Annotated in this window: 15 protein-coding genes and 1 pseudogene; 7 read left to right on the forward strand and 9 right to left on the reverse strand. The window is 59.5% G+C overall.

The features are described 5' to 3' along the window. The 5 genes from AC1D06_RS38235 to AC1D06_RS38255 all read right to left on the reverse strand — a co-directional run. On the reverse strand, positions 1–193 hold a 193-nt coding region (locus AC1D06_RS38235; protein WP_477990811.1), incomplete at its 3' end, for an ATP-binding cassette domain-containing protein. After that, positions 190–1,065 carry an ABC transporter permease gene (locus tag AC1D06_RS38240; protein ID WP_477877377.1) on the reverse strand — a complete coding sequence of 292 codons (876 nt, stop codon included), beginning with the start codon at positions 1,063–1,065 and terminating at the stop codon, positions 190–192. The genes AC1D06_RS38235 and AC1D06_RS38240, both read right to left, overlap by 4 nt. A gap of 13 nt (positions 1,066–1,078) precedes the next feature. Continuing rightward, a complete protein-coding gene (locus tag AC1D06_RS38245) occupies positions 1,079–2,056 on the reverse strand; it encodes an ABC transporter permease (protein WP_477990812.1) in 978 nt (325 codons plus the stop codon). A 5-nt stretch (positions 2,057–2,061) separates the two neighbouring features. Continuing rightward, positions 2,062–3,654 carry an ABC transporter substrate-binding protein gene (locus tag AC1D06_RS38250; protein ID WP_477877404.1) on the reverse strand — a complete coding sequence of 531 codons (1,593 nt, stop codon included), beginning with the start codon at positions 3,652–3,654 and terminating at the stop codon, positions 2,062–2,064. Between the two features lie 308 nt (positions 3,655–3,962). Continuing rightward, on the reverse strand, positions 3,963–4,601 hold the full coding sequence (locus AC1D06_RS38255) for a hypothetical protein (RefSeq protein ID WP_477877375.1): 639 nt from the start codon (positions 4,599–4,601) through the stop codon (positions 3,963–3,965). 132 nt (positions 4,602–4,733) lie between these two features. Between AC1D06_RS38255 and AC1D06_RS38260 the strand changes: the two genes are divergently transcribed. After that, positions 4,734–4,961, forward strand: a complete 228-nt coding sequence (locus AC1D06_RS38260) for a helix-turn-helix domain-containing protein (RefSeq protein WP_477877403.1) — start codon at positions 4,734–4,736, stop codon at positions 4,959–4,961. Between the two features lie 333 nt (positions 4,962–5,294). Continuing rightward, positions 5,295–6,752 (forward strand): NAD-dependent succinate-semialdehyde dehydrogenase, encoded by a 1,458-nt coding sequence (locus AC1D06_RS38265; RefSeq protein ID WP_477990819.1) that lies wholly within the window; start codon positions 5,295–5,297, stop codon positions 6,750–6,752. A 187-nt stretch (positions 6,753–6,939) separates the two neighbouring features. Here AC1D06_RS38265 and AC1D06_RS38270 read toward each other — a convergent pair whose 3' ends face one another. The 3 genes from AC1D06_RS38270 to AC1D06_RS38280 all read right to left on the reverse strand — a co-directional run bounded on the left by AC1D06_RS38270 (position 6,940) and on the right by AC1D06_RS38280 (position 10,582). Next, complete coding sequence (locus AC1D06_RS38270; protein WP_477990820.1) at positions 6,940–8,175, reverse strand: hypothetical protein; 1,236 nt, start codon at positions 8,173–8,175, stop codon at positions 6,940–6,942. 181 nt (positions 8,176–8,356) lie between these two features. Next, positions 8,357–9,427, reverse strand: a complete 1,071-nt coding sequence (locus tag AC1D06_RS38275) for a class I SAM-dependent methyltransferase (RefSeq protein WP_477990813.1) — start codon at positions 9,425–9,427, stop codon at positions 8,357–8,359. Positions 9,428–9,637: 210 nt separating this feature from the next. Beyond that, a complete protein-coding gene (locus tag AC1D06_RS38280) occupies positions 9,638–10,582 on the reverse strand; it encodes a helix-turn-helix transcriptional regulator (protein ID WP_477990814.1) in 945 nt (314 codons plus the stop codon). Here AC1D06_RS38280 and AC1D06_RS38285 point away from each other — a divergent pair. Together AC1D06_RS38285 and AC1D06_RS38290 are read left to right on the forward strand one after the other, a co-directional pair. Further along, positions 10,553–10,834, forward strand: coding sequence for an MFS transporter (locus AC1D06_RS38285; RefSeq protein ID WP_477990815.1), 282 nt, complete (start codon positions 10,553–10,555; stop codon positions 10,832–10,834). The two genes, AC1D06_RS38280 and AC1D06_RS38285, sit on opposite strands and share 30 nt — an antisense overlap. Then, positions 10,765–11,742, forward strand: a complete 978-nt coding sequence (locus tag AC1D06_RS38290; RefSeq protein ID WP_477990816.1) for an MFS transporter — start codon at positions 10,765–10,767, stop codon at positions 11,740–11,742. The genes AC1D06_RS38285 and AC1D06_RS38290 overlap by 70 nt, the downstream gene beginning before the upstream one ends. A 529-nt stretch (positions 11,743–12,271) precedes the next feature. Here the strand turns inward: AC1D06_RS38290 and AC1D06_RS38295 are convergent. Beyond that, complete coding sequence (locus tag AC1D06_RS38295; RefSeq protein ID WP_477990821.1) at positions 12,272–12,511, reverse strand: hypothetical protein; 240 nt, start codon at positions 12,509–12,511, stop codon at positions 12,272–12,274. Positions 12,512–12,740: 229 nt separating this feature from the next. On the opposite strand from AC1D06_RS38295, the gene AC1D06_RS38300 reads away from it, so the two are divergent. The 3 genes and pseudogenes from AC1D06_RS38300 to AC1D06_RS38310 form a co-directional block, all read left to right on the forward strand. After that, positions 12,741–13,769 (forward strand): DUF3991 and toprim domain-containing protein, encoded by a 1,029-nt coding sequence (locus tag AC1D06_RS38300; protein ID WP_477990817.1) that lies wholly within the window; start codon positions 12,741–12,743, stop codon positions 13,767–13,769. A 62-nt stretch (positions 13,770–13,831) separates the two neighbouring features. Beyond that, a complete protein-coding gene (locus tag AC1D06_RS38305) occupies positions 13,832–14,437 on the forward strand; it encodes a DUF1419 domain-containing protein (RefSeq protein ID WP_477990818.1) in 606 nt (201 codons plus the stop codon). Positions 14,438–14,582: 145 nt separating this feature from the next. Beyond that, positions 14,583–15,119, forward strand: a pseudogene (locus AC1D06_RS38310) (lactate dehydrogenase); the annotation flags it as partial.

Below are 15,119 nucleotides of genomic sequence, written 5' to 3' on the forward strand. Positions count from 1 at the left end.
GCAGAAACCCGAGAATCGCGTTGCCGAGCGTGGACTTTCCGGCGCCGGATTCACCGATCAGACCAAGGATTTCTCGGCGGCGGAGGCTGAGGTTGACATCGCTGAGGATTGTCGTTGAACCGGTCGCAGCGCGATATTTGAGTGTGAGATTGCTGACCACCAGAAGGGGGTCTTGGGTGCTCTCGGGTCTCATATCGAACGGCTCCTTGGATCGAGACGGCGTCGGATATCTTCGCCGACGAAGTTGATGCTTGCGATGAGGCCAAACAGTGCGAGGCCCGGAAACAGGCTGATCCAGTATTGGCCGGTCATAAGGTATTGAAACCCGTTCGCGACGGTGGAACCGAGCGAGGGTTTGTCGATTGGAACGCCCAGTCCGAGGAACGACAGCGTTGCTTCAAGGGCCACGGCGTGTCCGAGTTCGATCGGAATCAAGGTGATGGCCGGTGCGATGCTGTTGGGAAGCAGGTGCTGAAAGATGATCCGTCGGGTCGGCAGCCGCAGTAAGCGTGCGGCGTCCAGATAGGGTTTGCTGATTTCGCTCAGGGCGATCCCGCGTGCGAGCCTGGCATAGATTGCCCATTGCACGATGATGATCGCCAGAATGATGCGATCTATCCCCGGTCCGAGCGTGACGATCGCGATAAGGGCCACCAAGATTGTCGGAAGACTGAGCTGGAGATCGACGATGCGCATGATGACGGCATCGACCCACTTGCCGAAATACGCCGCACTGACACCTGCGGCGAGGCCGATCAGCGCCGCGATTGCGGTGCTGGTGACGGCGACGATCAGGCTGATCCGCAGACCGTAGAGAATGGTGCTCATGATGTCTCGTCCGAGACCGTCCGTCCCGAGCAGATATATGTAGCCCCCGCTTCCCGCCACCCCCGGAGGTGATGAGGCTTCCCATCCGTAGATCTGCAACGGATCGTAGGGATTTTGCGGTGCGATGATCGATGCCGTGAGCGCCAGAAGGATGTAGCTGGCAAGCACGATTGTGGACAGGCTGACGCGGTGTCGCCGGGGGCGCTTCCAAAGCGCGCGGATTGTTTCGGCTTTCATGAGGTCCCTCCTTTCATGCGGATAGGCGCACGCGCGGGTCGAGCACAGCGTAGAAGAGATCGACGATTGCGTTCAGCGCAACGAAGGCGACGGAGACGAAAGTCAAAGTCGCCATCAGTACGGGACGATCCAGAAGCTGAATGGAGTCGATCAGCAGTTTGCCGACGCCCGGCCAGGCGAAAATCGTCTCCACCACCACCGCGAAGGCGAGCATGCCGCCGAACTGCATGCCAACAATGGTTACGATGGGGACGCTGATGTTCGGCAAGGTATGCCGGAACAAAATCCTCTTTGATGAGAGACCCTTGGCCCGACAAAACCGGATGAAATCTTGGCTCTCCACCTCGATCGTCCCAGATCGTGCGAGCCGCGCGATCAGGGCAACGTTGGGAATCGCAAGGGCCAATCCAGGGAGTGTCAGGTGCCTCAGTCCATCTAGCGTCAGGAAACTCCATTCCTGGCCGAGCAGCGAGACCGTCGATCCCCGCCCGCCCGATGGAAACCAGCCGGTCACGATGGCGCCGAGCAGGATAAGCATCATGCTCAACCAGAACGACGGAATGCTCAGTGCAAATACGCTTCCGGAGAGGATGGTGCGATCCACCGAAGCTCCCTGCCGGCGGCCGGCAAGCAAACCGAGCAAGGTTCCGCCAGAGGCCGCGAACACCATAGCGATTGAGGCGAGTTCCAACGTGGCGGGCAACTTGCTCATCACCAGGCCGAAGGCTGGCAGGTGATAGATGTATGACGTTCCGAAGTTACCGGTGCCGACGTTGCCGATGAAGAGCAGGTATTGCCGCCAGAGCGGCAGATCCAATCCGAGCGCGATCGTCGCCTTGCGGATGTCCTCAGTGGTGGCGGTTTCGATGTTGACGATGTTGTAGACGGGATTGCCCACGGTGTGGATGCCAATGAAGCCGATGAGCGACATGACAAGGAGGAGGAGGAATGCTTGTAAAAGCCTTCCCGCGACAGCGTTCATCATGATCATTGAACTTATTCCCCCGACGGAACGGCCTGCATCGCCGTGGTCCAGCCGCGCGGGTGCACGGTGTATGTGCGCACCTTCTCGCGGTATCCGACGATCAGGTGAAAATGATAGAGCGGGATGATGGGGTAATCCGCCATGACGAATTCCGTCGCTTGGGCAAGGGCATCGTTGCGCTTTGGACCGTCCTCGAGCACCTTTGCCCTCGCGAGCATTTCGTCAAACGCTGTATTCTGGTACTTGCCGTAGTTCAGCGAACCCGTTCCAAGCTCGGTGTTCGGCGAGGCAAGAACGCTGTCCAGGCAAAGTGTGACGGCTTCGCCAGAGCAGCCGCCGTACCAGACCGGATAGGCACCGTTCGACCGTTGCGTCGCAAAAACCGAGAATGGCGCGACGACGGGTTGAACGGTCACACCGATCCGGGCCCAGTTTTGCGCGATGGCTTGCAACGACTCGCCGTCGCCCGGATAACGCCCGGTGGGGCCAGCAAGCACGACATTGAAGCCATCCGGAAAACCTGCCTCGGCCAGAAGCGCTTTTGCGCCATCGTAGTTCGGCGCCTGGACTTTGAGGTTCGTCGATGTTCCGGACAAACCGGTTGGGAAAAGCTGTGCTGCCGCGGTTCCGTATCCGAGAAGGATCTTCTCGGATAGGAACGCTCTGTCGGTCGCCATGGTCAGAGCTTGACGCACCCGCTTGTCACGGAATGGATTTTGGATCGGATTGCCGGATTTGTCGGTCACGCCCGGCGCCTCGGCCCTGCTCACATCAAATTGCAAGAAGTTCGACCGGGCGGCGCTGGTGCTTTCGATCTTTACGCCGCCTTTCTCAAGCTCTGCTACGTCACGCGCCGGAATATAGTCTGCAATATCGACATCACCGGTCGTCAAAGCGGCAACGCGGGCGGCAGGACTTTCGATGACCCGGAAGGTAACATTCGACCAGGCAGGCGTTCCTCCCCAATAGGCATTATTTCTGACAAGCTTGAGGACTTCTCCCGATTGCCAGCTCTGGAATTTGTAAGGGCCGGTGCCGACGGGCGGCACACCCGAATTGAGCTCATCGGTCGTGACGAAGCCCTTCGCCTTATGTGGCATGATGAAGATGGACGAGAGCGAAAGCGGGAGTGTCGGAACATCGCTCTTCGTTTCAATGACGACGGTAAGAGGGTCAGTCGCTGTGACCGATTTGATCTGCTTCGTATAGGACTGAAAACCGCCACTGGGGGATTTGAGAAAATCCCGGACGCGGGCGATTGAATAGATGACGTCCTCGGCCTTGAACGGAGATCCGTCATGAAAACGGACCCCTTGCCGGAGCTTGAATTCCCAGCGCGTTTCCGAAAGGCGCTTCCACGAAACGGCAAGGCAAGGCTTAGGATCCAGGTGCTCGTCCTGATAGACGAGACGCTCATAGATATGGGAGAGCAGCGACGTGTTTTCGTTGAGATCGGCATACTGCGGATCAAGCGTCATCAACTTGAGTTGAGTTCCGACGCGCAGTTCCTCTGCCATGGCAGCGGCATCGAATGGCGCGATCGTCGCCGCCGCGGTGATGGTCGCTGCGAGCATGAGCGAGCGGAATTTATGCGATATTGGCATTACGGTGTTCCCTCCTTTGTTTTGCAGCGAAACCCGTTTCGGCAAAGGGATGTCCTCACCGCGCACGCTCCCGTCCCCGCGAAGCGATCGTTTCGCTTCGAAGGTCAGGCTTCACTGCCGTTTTGCGTTGTATGCTTTGTAGTAAGGCACTCAGGATCGGGTGAGTGAGAACTCACCTATGAAGTGCCTGTATTCCGCGTAGCTCTTGGCGGAATCTCGATTAACGACCCGCCGTGTCTGAGACGCCCTCCGGCAAGGAAGGCCCTTTTCACGACGGCGGCCGAATACGCCGAAAATTAAGGTCTCCTTCAAGGATTCTTCGAGGAAAGTATGCCGGGAGCAGTTGTCATCATGAGATCGGCCAGCACGGACCGGACTTGAGGCCATGGGAACTCGTCGCTGTTGGGCTTGGGTTCTCCTTGCTCGATAATGCAGTGCAGCTTGGCTGTTGCAGATACAACCGATCCTGCGGTTATGGCCAAGAGGTCGTCCGCGAGCCGGTGTTCCGTGGCAGAGGCGATATCTTCCGCCTCTTTGGCACGGCTATATCCGACGTCGATATCTGCTGCTTCCCATTCGCGCCGGCGGCTCGCGAGCTCCGCCTTGGCGCGTATGCGCATCTCGGCGAATTCCTCGCCCTCAAGCCAGCGGTCGATCTCATCCGAACTTGCAGCCATGATGGGGGCGGTTCGCTTCGGCACGCGAATTTCCACACTGGGGCTGCTGACTGTTCGGAATAGCTTAGCCTCTAACGGCTGCAGCAAACTGCTGAGTCGGGCACTCTCACGATGTGCGCACCACCAAGCTTCCCATCTGGTGAGTGCTTCGGCCGCATGGGTGGTATGGTCTCGCGCTGCCGTCAGCTTTTTCAGAAAACGCCCGGTGATCGGCAGCAGGTTTCTTTGCGTGATTGCAGGCAAAGTTCTGCTATTCTCAGAATCAGCCATGATCCGAGCTCCCAAACAGCTTGGTTTTGGTCAGGCCGGATATCGTGCTCCAACACGTCATCCGGCCGTTTACGAGCGTAACCTATAGGAACGATATATGAAATGCAACCGAAATCACCATTGTATGGTGATATGAAGGCGATCCAGTGCAAAATGGCCCGTACCGCATTGGGTTGGGGGGTAATCGACCTTGCCACGGCAGCAAAGGTTTCAACGCAAACAATAGTCCGCCTCGAACGCGGAGAGGATTTGCGTGAAGGCACACTTGAGCGCATTTCAAGTGCGTTCGTGGAGGCTGGAATTGAGTTCATCCCGGAGAACGGTGGTGGGGTTGGCGTTCGCTTCCGGCATCCAAAGTGATGACGTCGAAATCCGATTCGTCTGAGTTGCCACAACAGTCGCCGCTCAAAAAAAGACCGCATCTCCCGAAGACTGTCAGCGATACGAAATGATGATGTCCGATCGTCTCAACGGCGGCCCCAAGGTCGTCGTGGAAAAGTCGCCACACATAGCGGAGCGCTTTGCGTCATCTCGCCCGAGTGCGTCGCGTAGTTGATTGACGCCCCACCGGCTGGGCGCTATCTAGCGGCCCCTGCCCGGCGACACCGACTGCGACGACAGACGGAAGAGGCAGGTGTGCGTTAAGCTTGGCTGGCCTTTCCAAGGGAGACTGTTTTGCCCCTCTCACCAGCCATGACCCGGCATATTACCGATAAGAAGCTGTTCGCCGATCTCGACAAGATCGCCCTTTTCCATGCCAAATGGTCTGGCCCGACATTCGAGGTCTTCAATCCCTCGACCGGCGAACTGCTGGCGACACTGCCGGACATGGGTATACCCGAGACCAGCCAGGCGATCGATCGTGCCGCGGAGGGCCAGGCCGCATGGGCCGCCCTGCCCGCCAAAGACAGAAGCGCGGTCATGCGCCGCTGGCATCAGTTGATCGTAGCGCATACCGACGACCTCGCAGCCATCCTCACCGCCGAAATGGGCAAGCCGCTCGCCGAAGCCAAGTCGGAAGTGTCGCATGCCGCCGCCTATGTGCAATGGTATGCCGAAGAAGCCAACCGCATCTATGGCGAGACGATCTCGGCACCGTCCAACGACCGGCGCATGCTGGTGATCAAGCAGCCGGTCGGGCTTGTCGGCACGATCACGCCGTGGAATTTTCCGGCCTCGATGGTGGCCCGAAAAGTCTCGCCGGCGCTCGCTGCCGGCTGTGCTATCGTGCTGAAGCCTGCCGAGCAGACTCCGCTCGTCGCAGGCGCGATGTTCACCCTGGCCGCGCAGGCGGGCTTTCCCGAAGGCGTGCTCAACCTGATCTATGCGTCGGAAGGGGCGGCTGTCGGCCGCGAACTCTGCAGCAATCTGAAAGTCCGCAAGATCAGCTTTACCGGCTCGACCGAAGTCGGCCGACTGCTGATGCGGCAATGTTCCGACCAGATCAAGAAGGTGGCGCTGGAGCTTGGCGGCAATGCGCCGTTCATCGTCTTCGACGATGCCGATATCGACGAAGCCGTCGATGGCGCCATCCAGGCGAAATTCCGCAATGCCGGCCAGACCTGTGTGTCCGCCAACCGCATCTTTGTGCAGTCCGCCGCCCATGATGAATTCGCCGAAAAGTTCGTGGCGCGCGTGGCCGAGCTGAAGGTGGGCGACGGCTTTGCGCCGGGTATCACCATCCGCCCGATGATCGATCATCACGCCATCGCCAAGATCGAAGCCCACATCGCCGATGCCAAGGAGAAGGGCGGCGAGGTCCGCTGCGGCGGCAGCCGCATCGATTGCGCCGGCACCTTCTTCGAACCGACCGTGATCACCGGCATCACGCATGCAATGCGTGCTGCCCAGGAGGAGACGTTCGGGCCGCTGGCGCCGATCATCCGTTTCGAGGATGGCGACCAGGTGGTGCGCGAGGCCAATGACACGATCTACGGCCTCGCCGCCTATTTCTATTCTTCGAACCTGAAGCATGTCTGGCGGGTGGCCGAAGCGCTCGAATATGGCATGGTCGGCATCAATACCGGCCGGATGTCATCGGAGGCGGCACCGTTCGGCGGCATGAAGCAATCCGGCATCGGCCGCGAGGGCTCGCGCCACGGCCTCGAAGATTATCTGGAGATGAAATATCTCTGCATGGGCGGGATTTGAGACAACGCCCATGTAATCGCTTCGCGAGCGTTTGCCTCTTGCTGATCCCGCCGCCGCCCACTTCTCCCGTAGGCAGGTTCGCTGCATCTGAGGCAAATAGGCGGACACAGTCACATCGCCGTATCGTGCTCAGACCCATGGGAGGTCTTAACCACTGGCCGTTCCCGGATGTGTTTTTGGGCACCGGTCAAAATCCTGACCACCGCCATTCCTCGGACTCTCTGGTGATCGTGCCGGAGCGGAGATGGTCTGAAAGGCTGGCCCAGATCGGATCCTGGGTAAAGCTTGCGAGATCGCCGCTCGACTCGGTGAGCCACAGTTGCGCGTATTTTGATAGGAGGGGTGAGATCCCTCCGGCCACTTCAAGCTCGTGAAACGGGTCGCCGTTGGCCGGCCTCAAGACGCGATGCCCCCATAGTCCCGGTTGGCGATCTTTCTGAAGCGCCTGCAGAAGACCGAGATCACCCGATCGCTCAATGGCTATTGAACTCAGATAGCGCATCAAGGGATAGTAGATCGTCTGCCGACATCCGCCGAGAACTCTCGTCCCAGGCAAGATCGACATGACAAGGAATGCTGTGAACAGGTTGGGGAGGATTGCACGCGCACGAAGTGCCCTCGCAAGGCTGTCGGAGCGGTACTCCGCTTGAAAGCGTGATGATCCGCACGACCGGAGGACGTTATCTTGCAGTCGCAGCGGCACAACTCTATCGTTTTCCACGCGCCAGAAGAGATCGGTGGTCCTTCGAATCCAGCCATTCCACGGCCCGTCGTTGAGGTCATCGATCGCATTCAGGATGCAGTTGGCAACCGTGCCGTCTCCGACGAAATGGGTCGACAACCATGATTGTGCATCCTCGAGATGGTCGGCGACCAAGTCGGCAATATCGAAGTCGTCGAGCTGCAGCAGATTCACTGGTGAGGCGATTTTGCTGCGCCAAAGGCTTTGATTGGCCGCCTTGATCGCTTCAGCGGCGGAAGCGAACTCATCGTTGGGCAAATCCGAAAGGAGCCGCGCGGCCGAGGCATTGGGCGCCACTTCGCCTTTCGGGTTGGTGAGCGAAAAGCGATAGGGACCATTATGACAGCAGATGCTGCGACCATCCATTCGGCTCCTGGGCAGGCCGAACAGGTTCAGCGGTTCATCTTCAAGCCGAAGCCAGCCGGGTCCCTTCTTTGCCGACTCCATGAATGTTGTCGTCGAAACAAAATAGCTGATATGCCATTTCCGAGCCTGGGCTTTCAGGCCAAGCAAGCTGAAAAGATGTGTGTAGAACGCGTCTGGCTCGATCAGCAGCAGGCAGTGCGGCCCTGTCTGGAGAACCGGCACCGCCAGGATTTGAAGGCCGGCATTTCGAGCATCCTCCGCTTCGAAACCCGCCCTGAGTGCTGCTCGTTCGACGCAACTGCGGAGGCGATCCATAGCATGGTTGCGCTCCGCGCAATCGGAGCGAAAGGGATCGGCATCGTAGGCCACCGACGCATAGGCATGAAGTGGCCGCTCCCAGTACCGGGAAAGATCGGGAATCAGGGTGGAGAGCGCCTGTTTGACATCAGCCGCGCTGCAATATTCCCGTGTTTCGACCGCAGGACTTCCCGACATTTCACGATGCCTTGAGAAGCCGTGGCGCAAGCAGCGCCATGGTATTCGCCCGCCGCCACGCAAGATCCAACCCGAGCGGCTCCGCATCGGTGTCGACGATCGCCGCCGGCAACGGCTCGTAGCAATAGCCCGGAGGGATCGCCGGCTTGAGCATCAGCGAAACGAGTTCAAGCACGGATGCCCGCGAATTGGATGACACGATCGTGTAGAAGTTGCCGCTGTTCCACGTTACGACGGAATAGCGGAAAAAGCCCCTGAGAGCCGACACCGTCGTTTCCAGATCGACCTGAAGGTTCGTCATCGTGGCGAGTACCTCGTCCTTCTTCTCAGAGATATGGCGCGGCGAAAAGAACCGCGACTTGAACTGCTCATCTTTCTGGCGCTCACGTTGCTCGTAGATGTCAGGGTTCTGTTGCGCAAGCTTCTGCACCTGCACGAGAAGGCCGCCCGGTCGGATACGCGGGACGACAAACTCCAATTGCTTGCTCCGGTCACGATCATACATCTGGAAGGTCGTGTCCTCGAACAGCACGTCAAATCCGTTCCTGAACGCAAGAAGATCGGCGTCGGTTGAATACCGCTCGTCATCGAGTTCGAAAAACGGGCCGTGGAAAAAGTGGGCATGCTCGCTTCCGCGGTTCGCATAGAAAGCTGTCCGATTGGCGGCCGTCGGACTGCAGCAGAGTGCTTCAATACGACCGTCGCCAAGTGTGGCAAGCGTGCGGGTCAGGCAGCCAGTGCCGGTGCCGAGCGTGTAGATGGTGGTGGGGCAGGTGCCCCGAGCCCAGGTCCGCAACGCAAAGGCAAGCATTGCAGCACCCAGGCGACATTCCTCTTCGAGGCGATAGGGAATGCTCGCAAAGTAATGGCTGTCGAAAGTCCCCCACAGGCGCCGGTGCGTGTCGGCGAACACCGCGGCATCGAGATCGAAGTCGAGCAAGCTCATGTCCAGCGCGGGTTCGCCCAAGTCCGGCGCCCCACCCTGCCCGCTGGCCGTTCGCTCGAAGAATGGAGCGAACGACGTCACTCGCGGAGCGCGCCGCCATTTTTCGATCGTTGCCAGGTCCACCATGACCATCTCCTCCATCGGTCGCAGATAGTGCGGTTCATTTCGGGCGTTGGCGGGGCAATTTAGCTTGCTATACACGCATCCGCCGGTTGAGAACCTCAGGTTGCTATCTCTGGACTTGGGCGGAGGACGCGGCAATCTACCGAAATCGGCAGGTTGACGGTGACTAGGGTGAGGGATGAGATGAACAGGCGGCTGACGCGAACGGCGCTTTCATAGGTCGATCAACTCGAGGAAGCTCGCCTTCGCAACGGCTTGATGGCTTGTCGAGGCGCCGAGCTTGGTTCTTGCCGATCTCAGGTACAATTTGACGGCGCTTTCCGAAATACCCAGTGCAGCTGCGATCTGCTTGGAGATCCGACCCATCGCAAGCAACTGGAGGCATTGCCGCTCGCGCCCCGAGAGCTCCCGATAGCGGGCGGCGTCACGCAGACCGGTGACAGTGAGCACTGTTTCGTGCAGATAGTGGGAGAGGATGTGCAGCTCATGAATGCTGGAAGCGCGGAGACTCGACCAATCGCGCTTGGGACGGTTGGACGTGACCGAGAAGAGGCAGCGTTCTCCCGTCGGGCCTCGGACGGGAACCGTCAAGCCGTGTGGGCCGATGCCGTGGCGCGTCGCCTCCTTGAAAAAGTGGTCTGCTGGCGTAGGCCGCCAATCCAGAGAGGACCAGTCTACCGGCAGATGCCCCCAGCGCAGGACGCCGATCACTGGGTCGACGTCGAAATAGTCTCTCTCGAAATAAGCGTCCGTCCATGCCGCGGGATAGGTGGTGCAGAAATACGGGTATCTCGCCGACCGACCGCGGATGTGAGCCACAAGAAATGTCATGTGTGACAGGCCATATCGCAGGCAGAGGTCTCCTAGGGCGGGCTCAAGCTGATCGCGATGCTTCGCCGCCCTGAGCATCGACAGCGATGAAGACAGTCTCTTTCGATTTTGCATCAGATTGATTGGTCTTTCGGCTTCGCGCTGGCTTGTCATTGCATGGACTTTAGTCGAAGCCGCACCGTGGTGAAACTGCAGGAAATAGCAGGTGGAGCAATGGGCAAACATCGACACAGACCTCGCGGCGTCTTGCTTCTCATCGGCGGTGCGGGCGTCGTCACCGTTGCACGCGCGATGAGCATGACCTTCTTGGCGATCCAGTTCCAGCAAGTGTTCGGTCTCGGTGCTGGCATGATTGGTTTCTTGCTTGGTGTCGGTCCCCTGCTGGGGGCGATCACAGCGCCATTTGCTGGTTCGCTTTCCGATAGGGTCGGAAGAAAGGCCGTGTTGGTATTGACCCTGATAACGATCGCGCTCGCCTCGATCGGGATGGGCTTGCCGGCACTGTGGTCATGTTCTTTATTGCGCAAACTGTTGCCGCAGTCGCGATCTCTATTTACGGGCCAATGTCGCGCGCATTGATGAGCGACATTTGCCCTGAACCTCTGCGCCTTAAGTATTTTTCCTGGCGCTACACCGCATCGAATGTTGGATGGACTATCGGACCGATGATTGGGGTTGCGGCAGGTGCTGCGACGACCACTTTGTTCATGTCTGCCGGCGCCGTCTATGCCGCACTCGCATTCGCGCTTCATCTGCTGCCTCTGCCGTCGGCCGGACACGCCGATGACGGTCATGCTTCCATTGCGATGCCGTTGGTTGCCAGCATCAAGGTCGCGATCCGCGACCCGCGACTGATCTATTTCGTAGCTGGCGGCACGCTGCTAATCGCCGTCTATGGGCAATGGTCGGCTACGCTGGCTCCCTATCTCGCGCAAAACATCRCCGGCGGGACTGAGATCTTCGCCTATCTCGTTTCGATCAATGGTGCAGTCGTTCTGCTTGGCAATTCAGTCGCTCGGCGCTTCATTGAACGCGTTGGCGCGCTCAGTGCGCTTGGAGCCGGCTGCATTATGTTCATGATCAGCCAGATTGGTTTCGGCTGTTCCTCGGGTTTGGCGGGTTTCGCAATTTCGATGGCGGTGTTCACAGTCGGCGAGATTCTGGTCGTTCCGTCAGAATACATCTTGGTCGACGGTATTTCGAACGACAAAAACCGAGGAAGTTATTACGGCGCCCACGCGCTCTCGACTGCGGGCAGTTTCCTCGGGCCGACGCTGGGAGGATTGACGATCAGTACTGTCGGAGCTCCCGCAATGTTTGCTCTGTTCGCCGGATTCTCTGCTGCCAGCGCGCTCTTCTACACGGCCGGGAACCGGCGGCTGCCTCCACGAAAGGCGCTGGAAAGTGGATCGAACAATGTGGCGTCAAGAGCGTGGTTGCCTGGTCGCCTTCTACTGCGATATCGAACGCCAGCCGGGTGTTCATAGCGCATTTGCACGACGGCGGCTCGTCCCTTACCGTGCGAGCGCAGTGGTGGACTTGGCTTGTATTCCCAAACAAATGAGGCGCTAAAGTTGGGTTTTCGCATGTCTCAACTCTCGACGGATAAAATCGCCTTTCTCCGATGGATATCCGATGACAGACCAATTAACGAGATTGCGACATTGGAAGGCCGGTCGGAGGCCGAAATTCGCGGCGAGGTGCGAAGGGCTGTCGAATTGTTGGGCGCGGAGTCAATCCGTCATGCTGTCGAACTTGCGAAAACTATCGGGCTGATTTGATCCACTTGATGACGTGCAATCTAAGGCATGTCTAGTCCCGACTAGGTTAGTACCCACGCTTCTGGCCGACGGCTGCTCCTCCACGGGGCGAATATCAGTGCGAACGGGGTGGTTTGCGARCTCTTTCCATCAGAAGCGGCCAAATCCCGCTCTCTTGTGATGGCGTCCTGGCCCGTCTTCGGATCTTCCACGATCAACCCGCAAGGGGTCCGCTAGCAAGCTGCGGCCGCTTTGTCTATCGCCTCCGCGGTGATCGCGCCCGAAGCCGTGCCTTTTGGGGAGCCATCGAGCGGGAATTGGCCCGCTCCAGGATGGAGCCTCTCAAATGTCGTACGATCTTTCCCTCGCTCAGTCTCATGCTTATCGCCTGGCCCTTGACCTCATGGTTCCGGTCACCGTCTTCGAAGTCGACGGAGAGTACGGCGTTCTGCCCTCCGACGAGCTCGACGGCAGCGACGATCTCGAGGTCGTGCATGAATTCTTTCCCTGGCCGGCGCATCGAGCCGGCCTTTGCCGTTCCGGCTGCCGCTTGCGAGCCGGAGGCCGCAAGGGAGGCTGCGCCGCGGCTGGCAGGTCTTTGCTGCAATTTCTGTCAGTTGCCACCCGCGCCCTTGCCCCCTCTGCTCTTCGCGGCGGACCGGATTGTGCCCGCCAACTGTGCGGAAAAGGAAAGAGAGGAGGATCGCCGTGCGATCGAGTTCAATATGAACAGGAAGGATATCGAGGAGTTGCGTGGCCGGGTGAGATGCGAAGCGGTGCTTGAGGCTTCGGGCTTTGCTGTGGATCAGAGGGAAAGCACCCGGCGTGCCGTGAAGTTTCGCCGGGGCGGTGAGATCATCATCGTCACACATGAGGGGCGTGGTTGGTTCGACCCGCTCGGCGATGGCAAGGGCGATGTATTCTCGCTCGTGAGCCATCTCGACGGCACCGGTTTTTCGGAAGGCATTGAACGCGTCGCCACACTTGTCGAATTCGCGCCGTCTGAACCCATCTGGCGCTGCCCACCGATCCATTCAAAGCCCGATAGTTCAATTCCGGATCGCTGGAATGCCCGCCGAGCCCCAGAGCCAGGTTCACGGGCATGGTGCTATCTTCGCTGGAACCGGGCAATTCCCGCCAGCATCATCCGACAGGCGCTTGCGCGGGGCGTGCTTCGGGAAGGGCCGTTTGGAAGCATGTGGGCTGCCCATTTGGATGAACGCGGCGTCGTGGCCGGGTGGGAAGAACGCGGACCCGAATGGCGTGGCTTTGCTACCGGTGGCGCCAAAGTCCTTTTCCGTCTCGGTGCAGGTAATGCGTTGCGCCTGGCCGTCACTGAAGCCTCGATCGATGCAATGAGCCTCGCGGCCATCGAGGGCCCACGCGACGGCACGCTTTATCTCAGCACCGGCGGTGGATGGTCGCCAACCACCGAGGCAGCCCTTCGCGCACTCGCCTCCCGGCCTGGTCTCCAGCTCGTCGCAGCGACGGACGCCAATTCCCAAGGCGACATATATGCGGAACGATTGCGTGCGCTTGCCGGCGATGTGGGCTGCGACTGGACACGTCTCCGCCCGCCTGAGGAGGATTGGAACGAAACCCTGAAGGTCAGAGAAAAGGAAAGGACGGAAAGAAAGGAGAGAGGCGTGCCGCATTCGCGCCGGYCGCGTCAAGGGAGGCTTCGCCCGGACGAGCCGGCCCTTGACCCGGCCGGTCGCGATGTCGGCGGCTTGGAAGGGGTCAGGAAGGACTGAAGAGGACGGTGAGGTCGTTAGGATCCGCTGCGTTTCGGTCCAGATACTCGAAGGAGCAGAAAATGATCCCCTCTCCCGCGATCCGCAAAGTTTTCCAGGGTGTCGCAAGCCGCCAGCAGATGTTCCGCATGTTCGACCGCCATGCCCAGCGCCCGAACCGTTGGGACGTTGACGCTACCCCGCTCTACGCCGGCGAATGGTTCGAGATCGGCGAAACCGAGCACGACTACATGTTCGAGATCCTGCCGCCGCTATGGATCCGCGGATCGATGTTCGCGATGCGCGAGTTTCTCACGGGTTCTGTTACCAGCGTCTTCTTTGCACTTCAGGTCGACGCTGCGATCCGACATTTTCACGGCTATTGCAATCTCTCGGATGCCGGTTCGGTCGAGCAGATGCGCCTTGCCATCATTGAACGCGAGAGCCGTCCAGTTCGAGCCATGACACGGGAAGAACGTCTCGAGCATATCTGGAGCKCGACGGCCGACGCCTATCGTGGCTACTCCGACGAAACCTGCCYCGAACATCTGCTAGGCCGCCGGCTGGTCAAAATCTATAATGCTGTCGGCGAGTCCCGGCGCAAGCTGCTCGGTGATCTGACTAATGATGAGATCGCCGGCAAACTGCCAGTGCATCTGCGCCACCTTCCATCGCAAGTCGCCGCGTAATCAACGCCTCCGACTCCGATGTCAGTGGCCAAACGTGGTCACCGCGCTCGCGGCATCGCAGCGATATCCATCCAACCTTCGCGTCTATCGACTGCCCTCGAACGGCAGGACGGTGGCACTTGCCTTCTCAACAGGAGCTTTTCGCATGAGCAACGATCGTTTCACTCTCGACATGTTCGGCACCAGCGCGCTTTCGTCCGGTCTCGGATTGGGCGTCACCGCGTTCGGCGGTTTCGCCGCCAACGATGACGAACCCGATCCGACGCCGCCCGCGCCTGCTTCGGCGCTGCCGCTGCCGACGGCCAGGGCGCCGGCAACCCCCAAACAAGGCCAGCGCGCCAACTTCTATCTGGACGCCGGCGACCGTGGCCTCGCCCCGACCTGGAAGGAACGGGCGCGGATCAATGTTGCAGCTATACTGACCGCCAATGAACTCGAGAAGCACGATCTACCGGCAAGTCGGGACATGCAGGCCAAGCTGATCCGCTTCACCGGGTTCGGGGCGTCCGAGCTTGCAAACGGCATGTTCCGGCGGCCGGGCGAACTCGACTTCCGCATGGGTTGGGATGACCTCGGCGGCGCGCTGGAGGCGGCCGTCAGCGAGGCCGAGCATGCGTCGCTTGCCCGCTGCACGCAATATGCCCACTTCACGCCCGAGTTCATTGTCCTGGCTGTCTGGGCA

Source organism: Rhizobium sp. P2_G2, assembly GCF_056403555.1.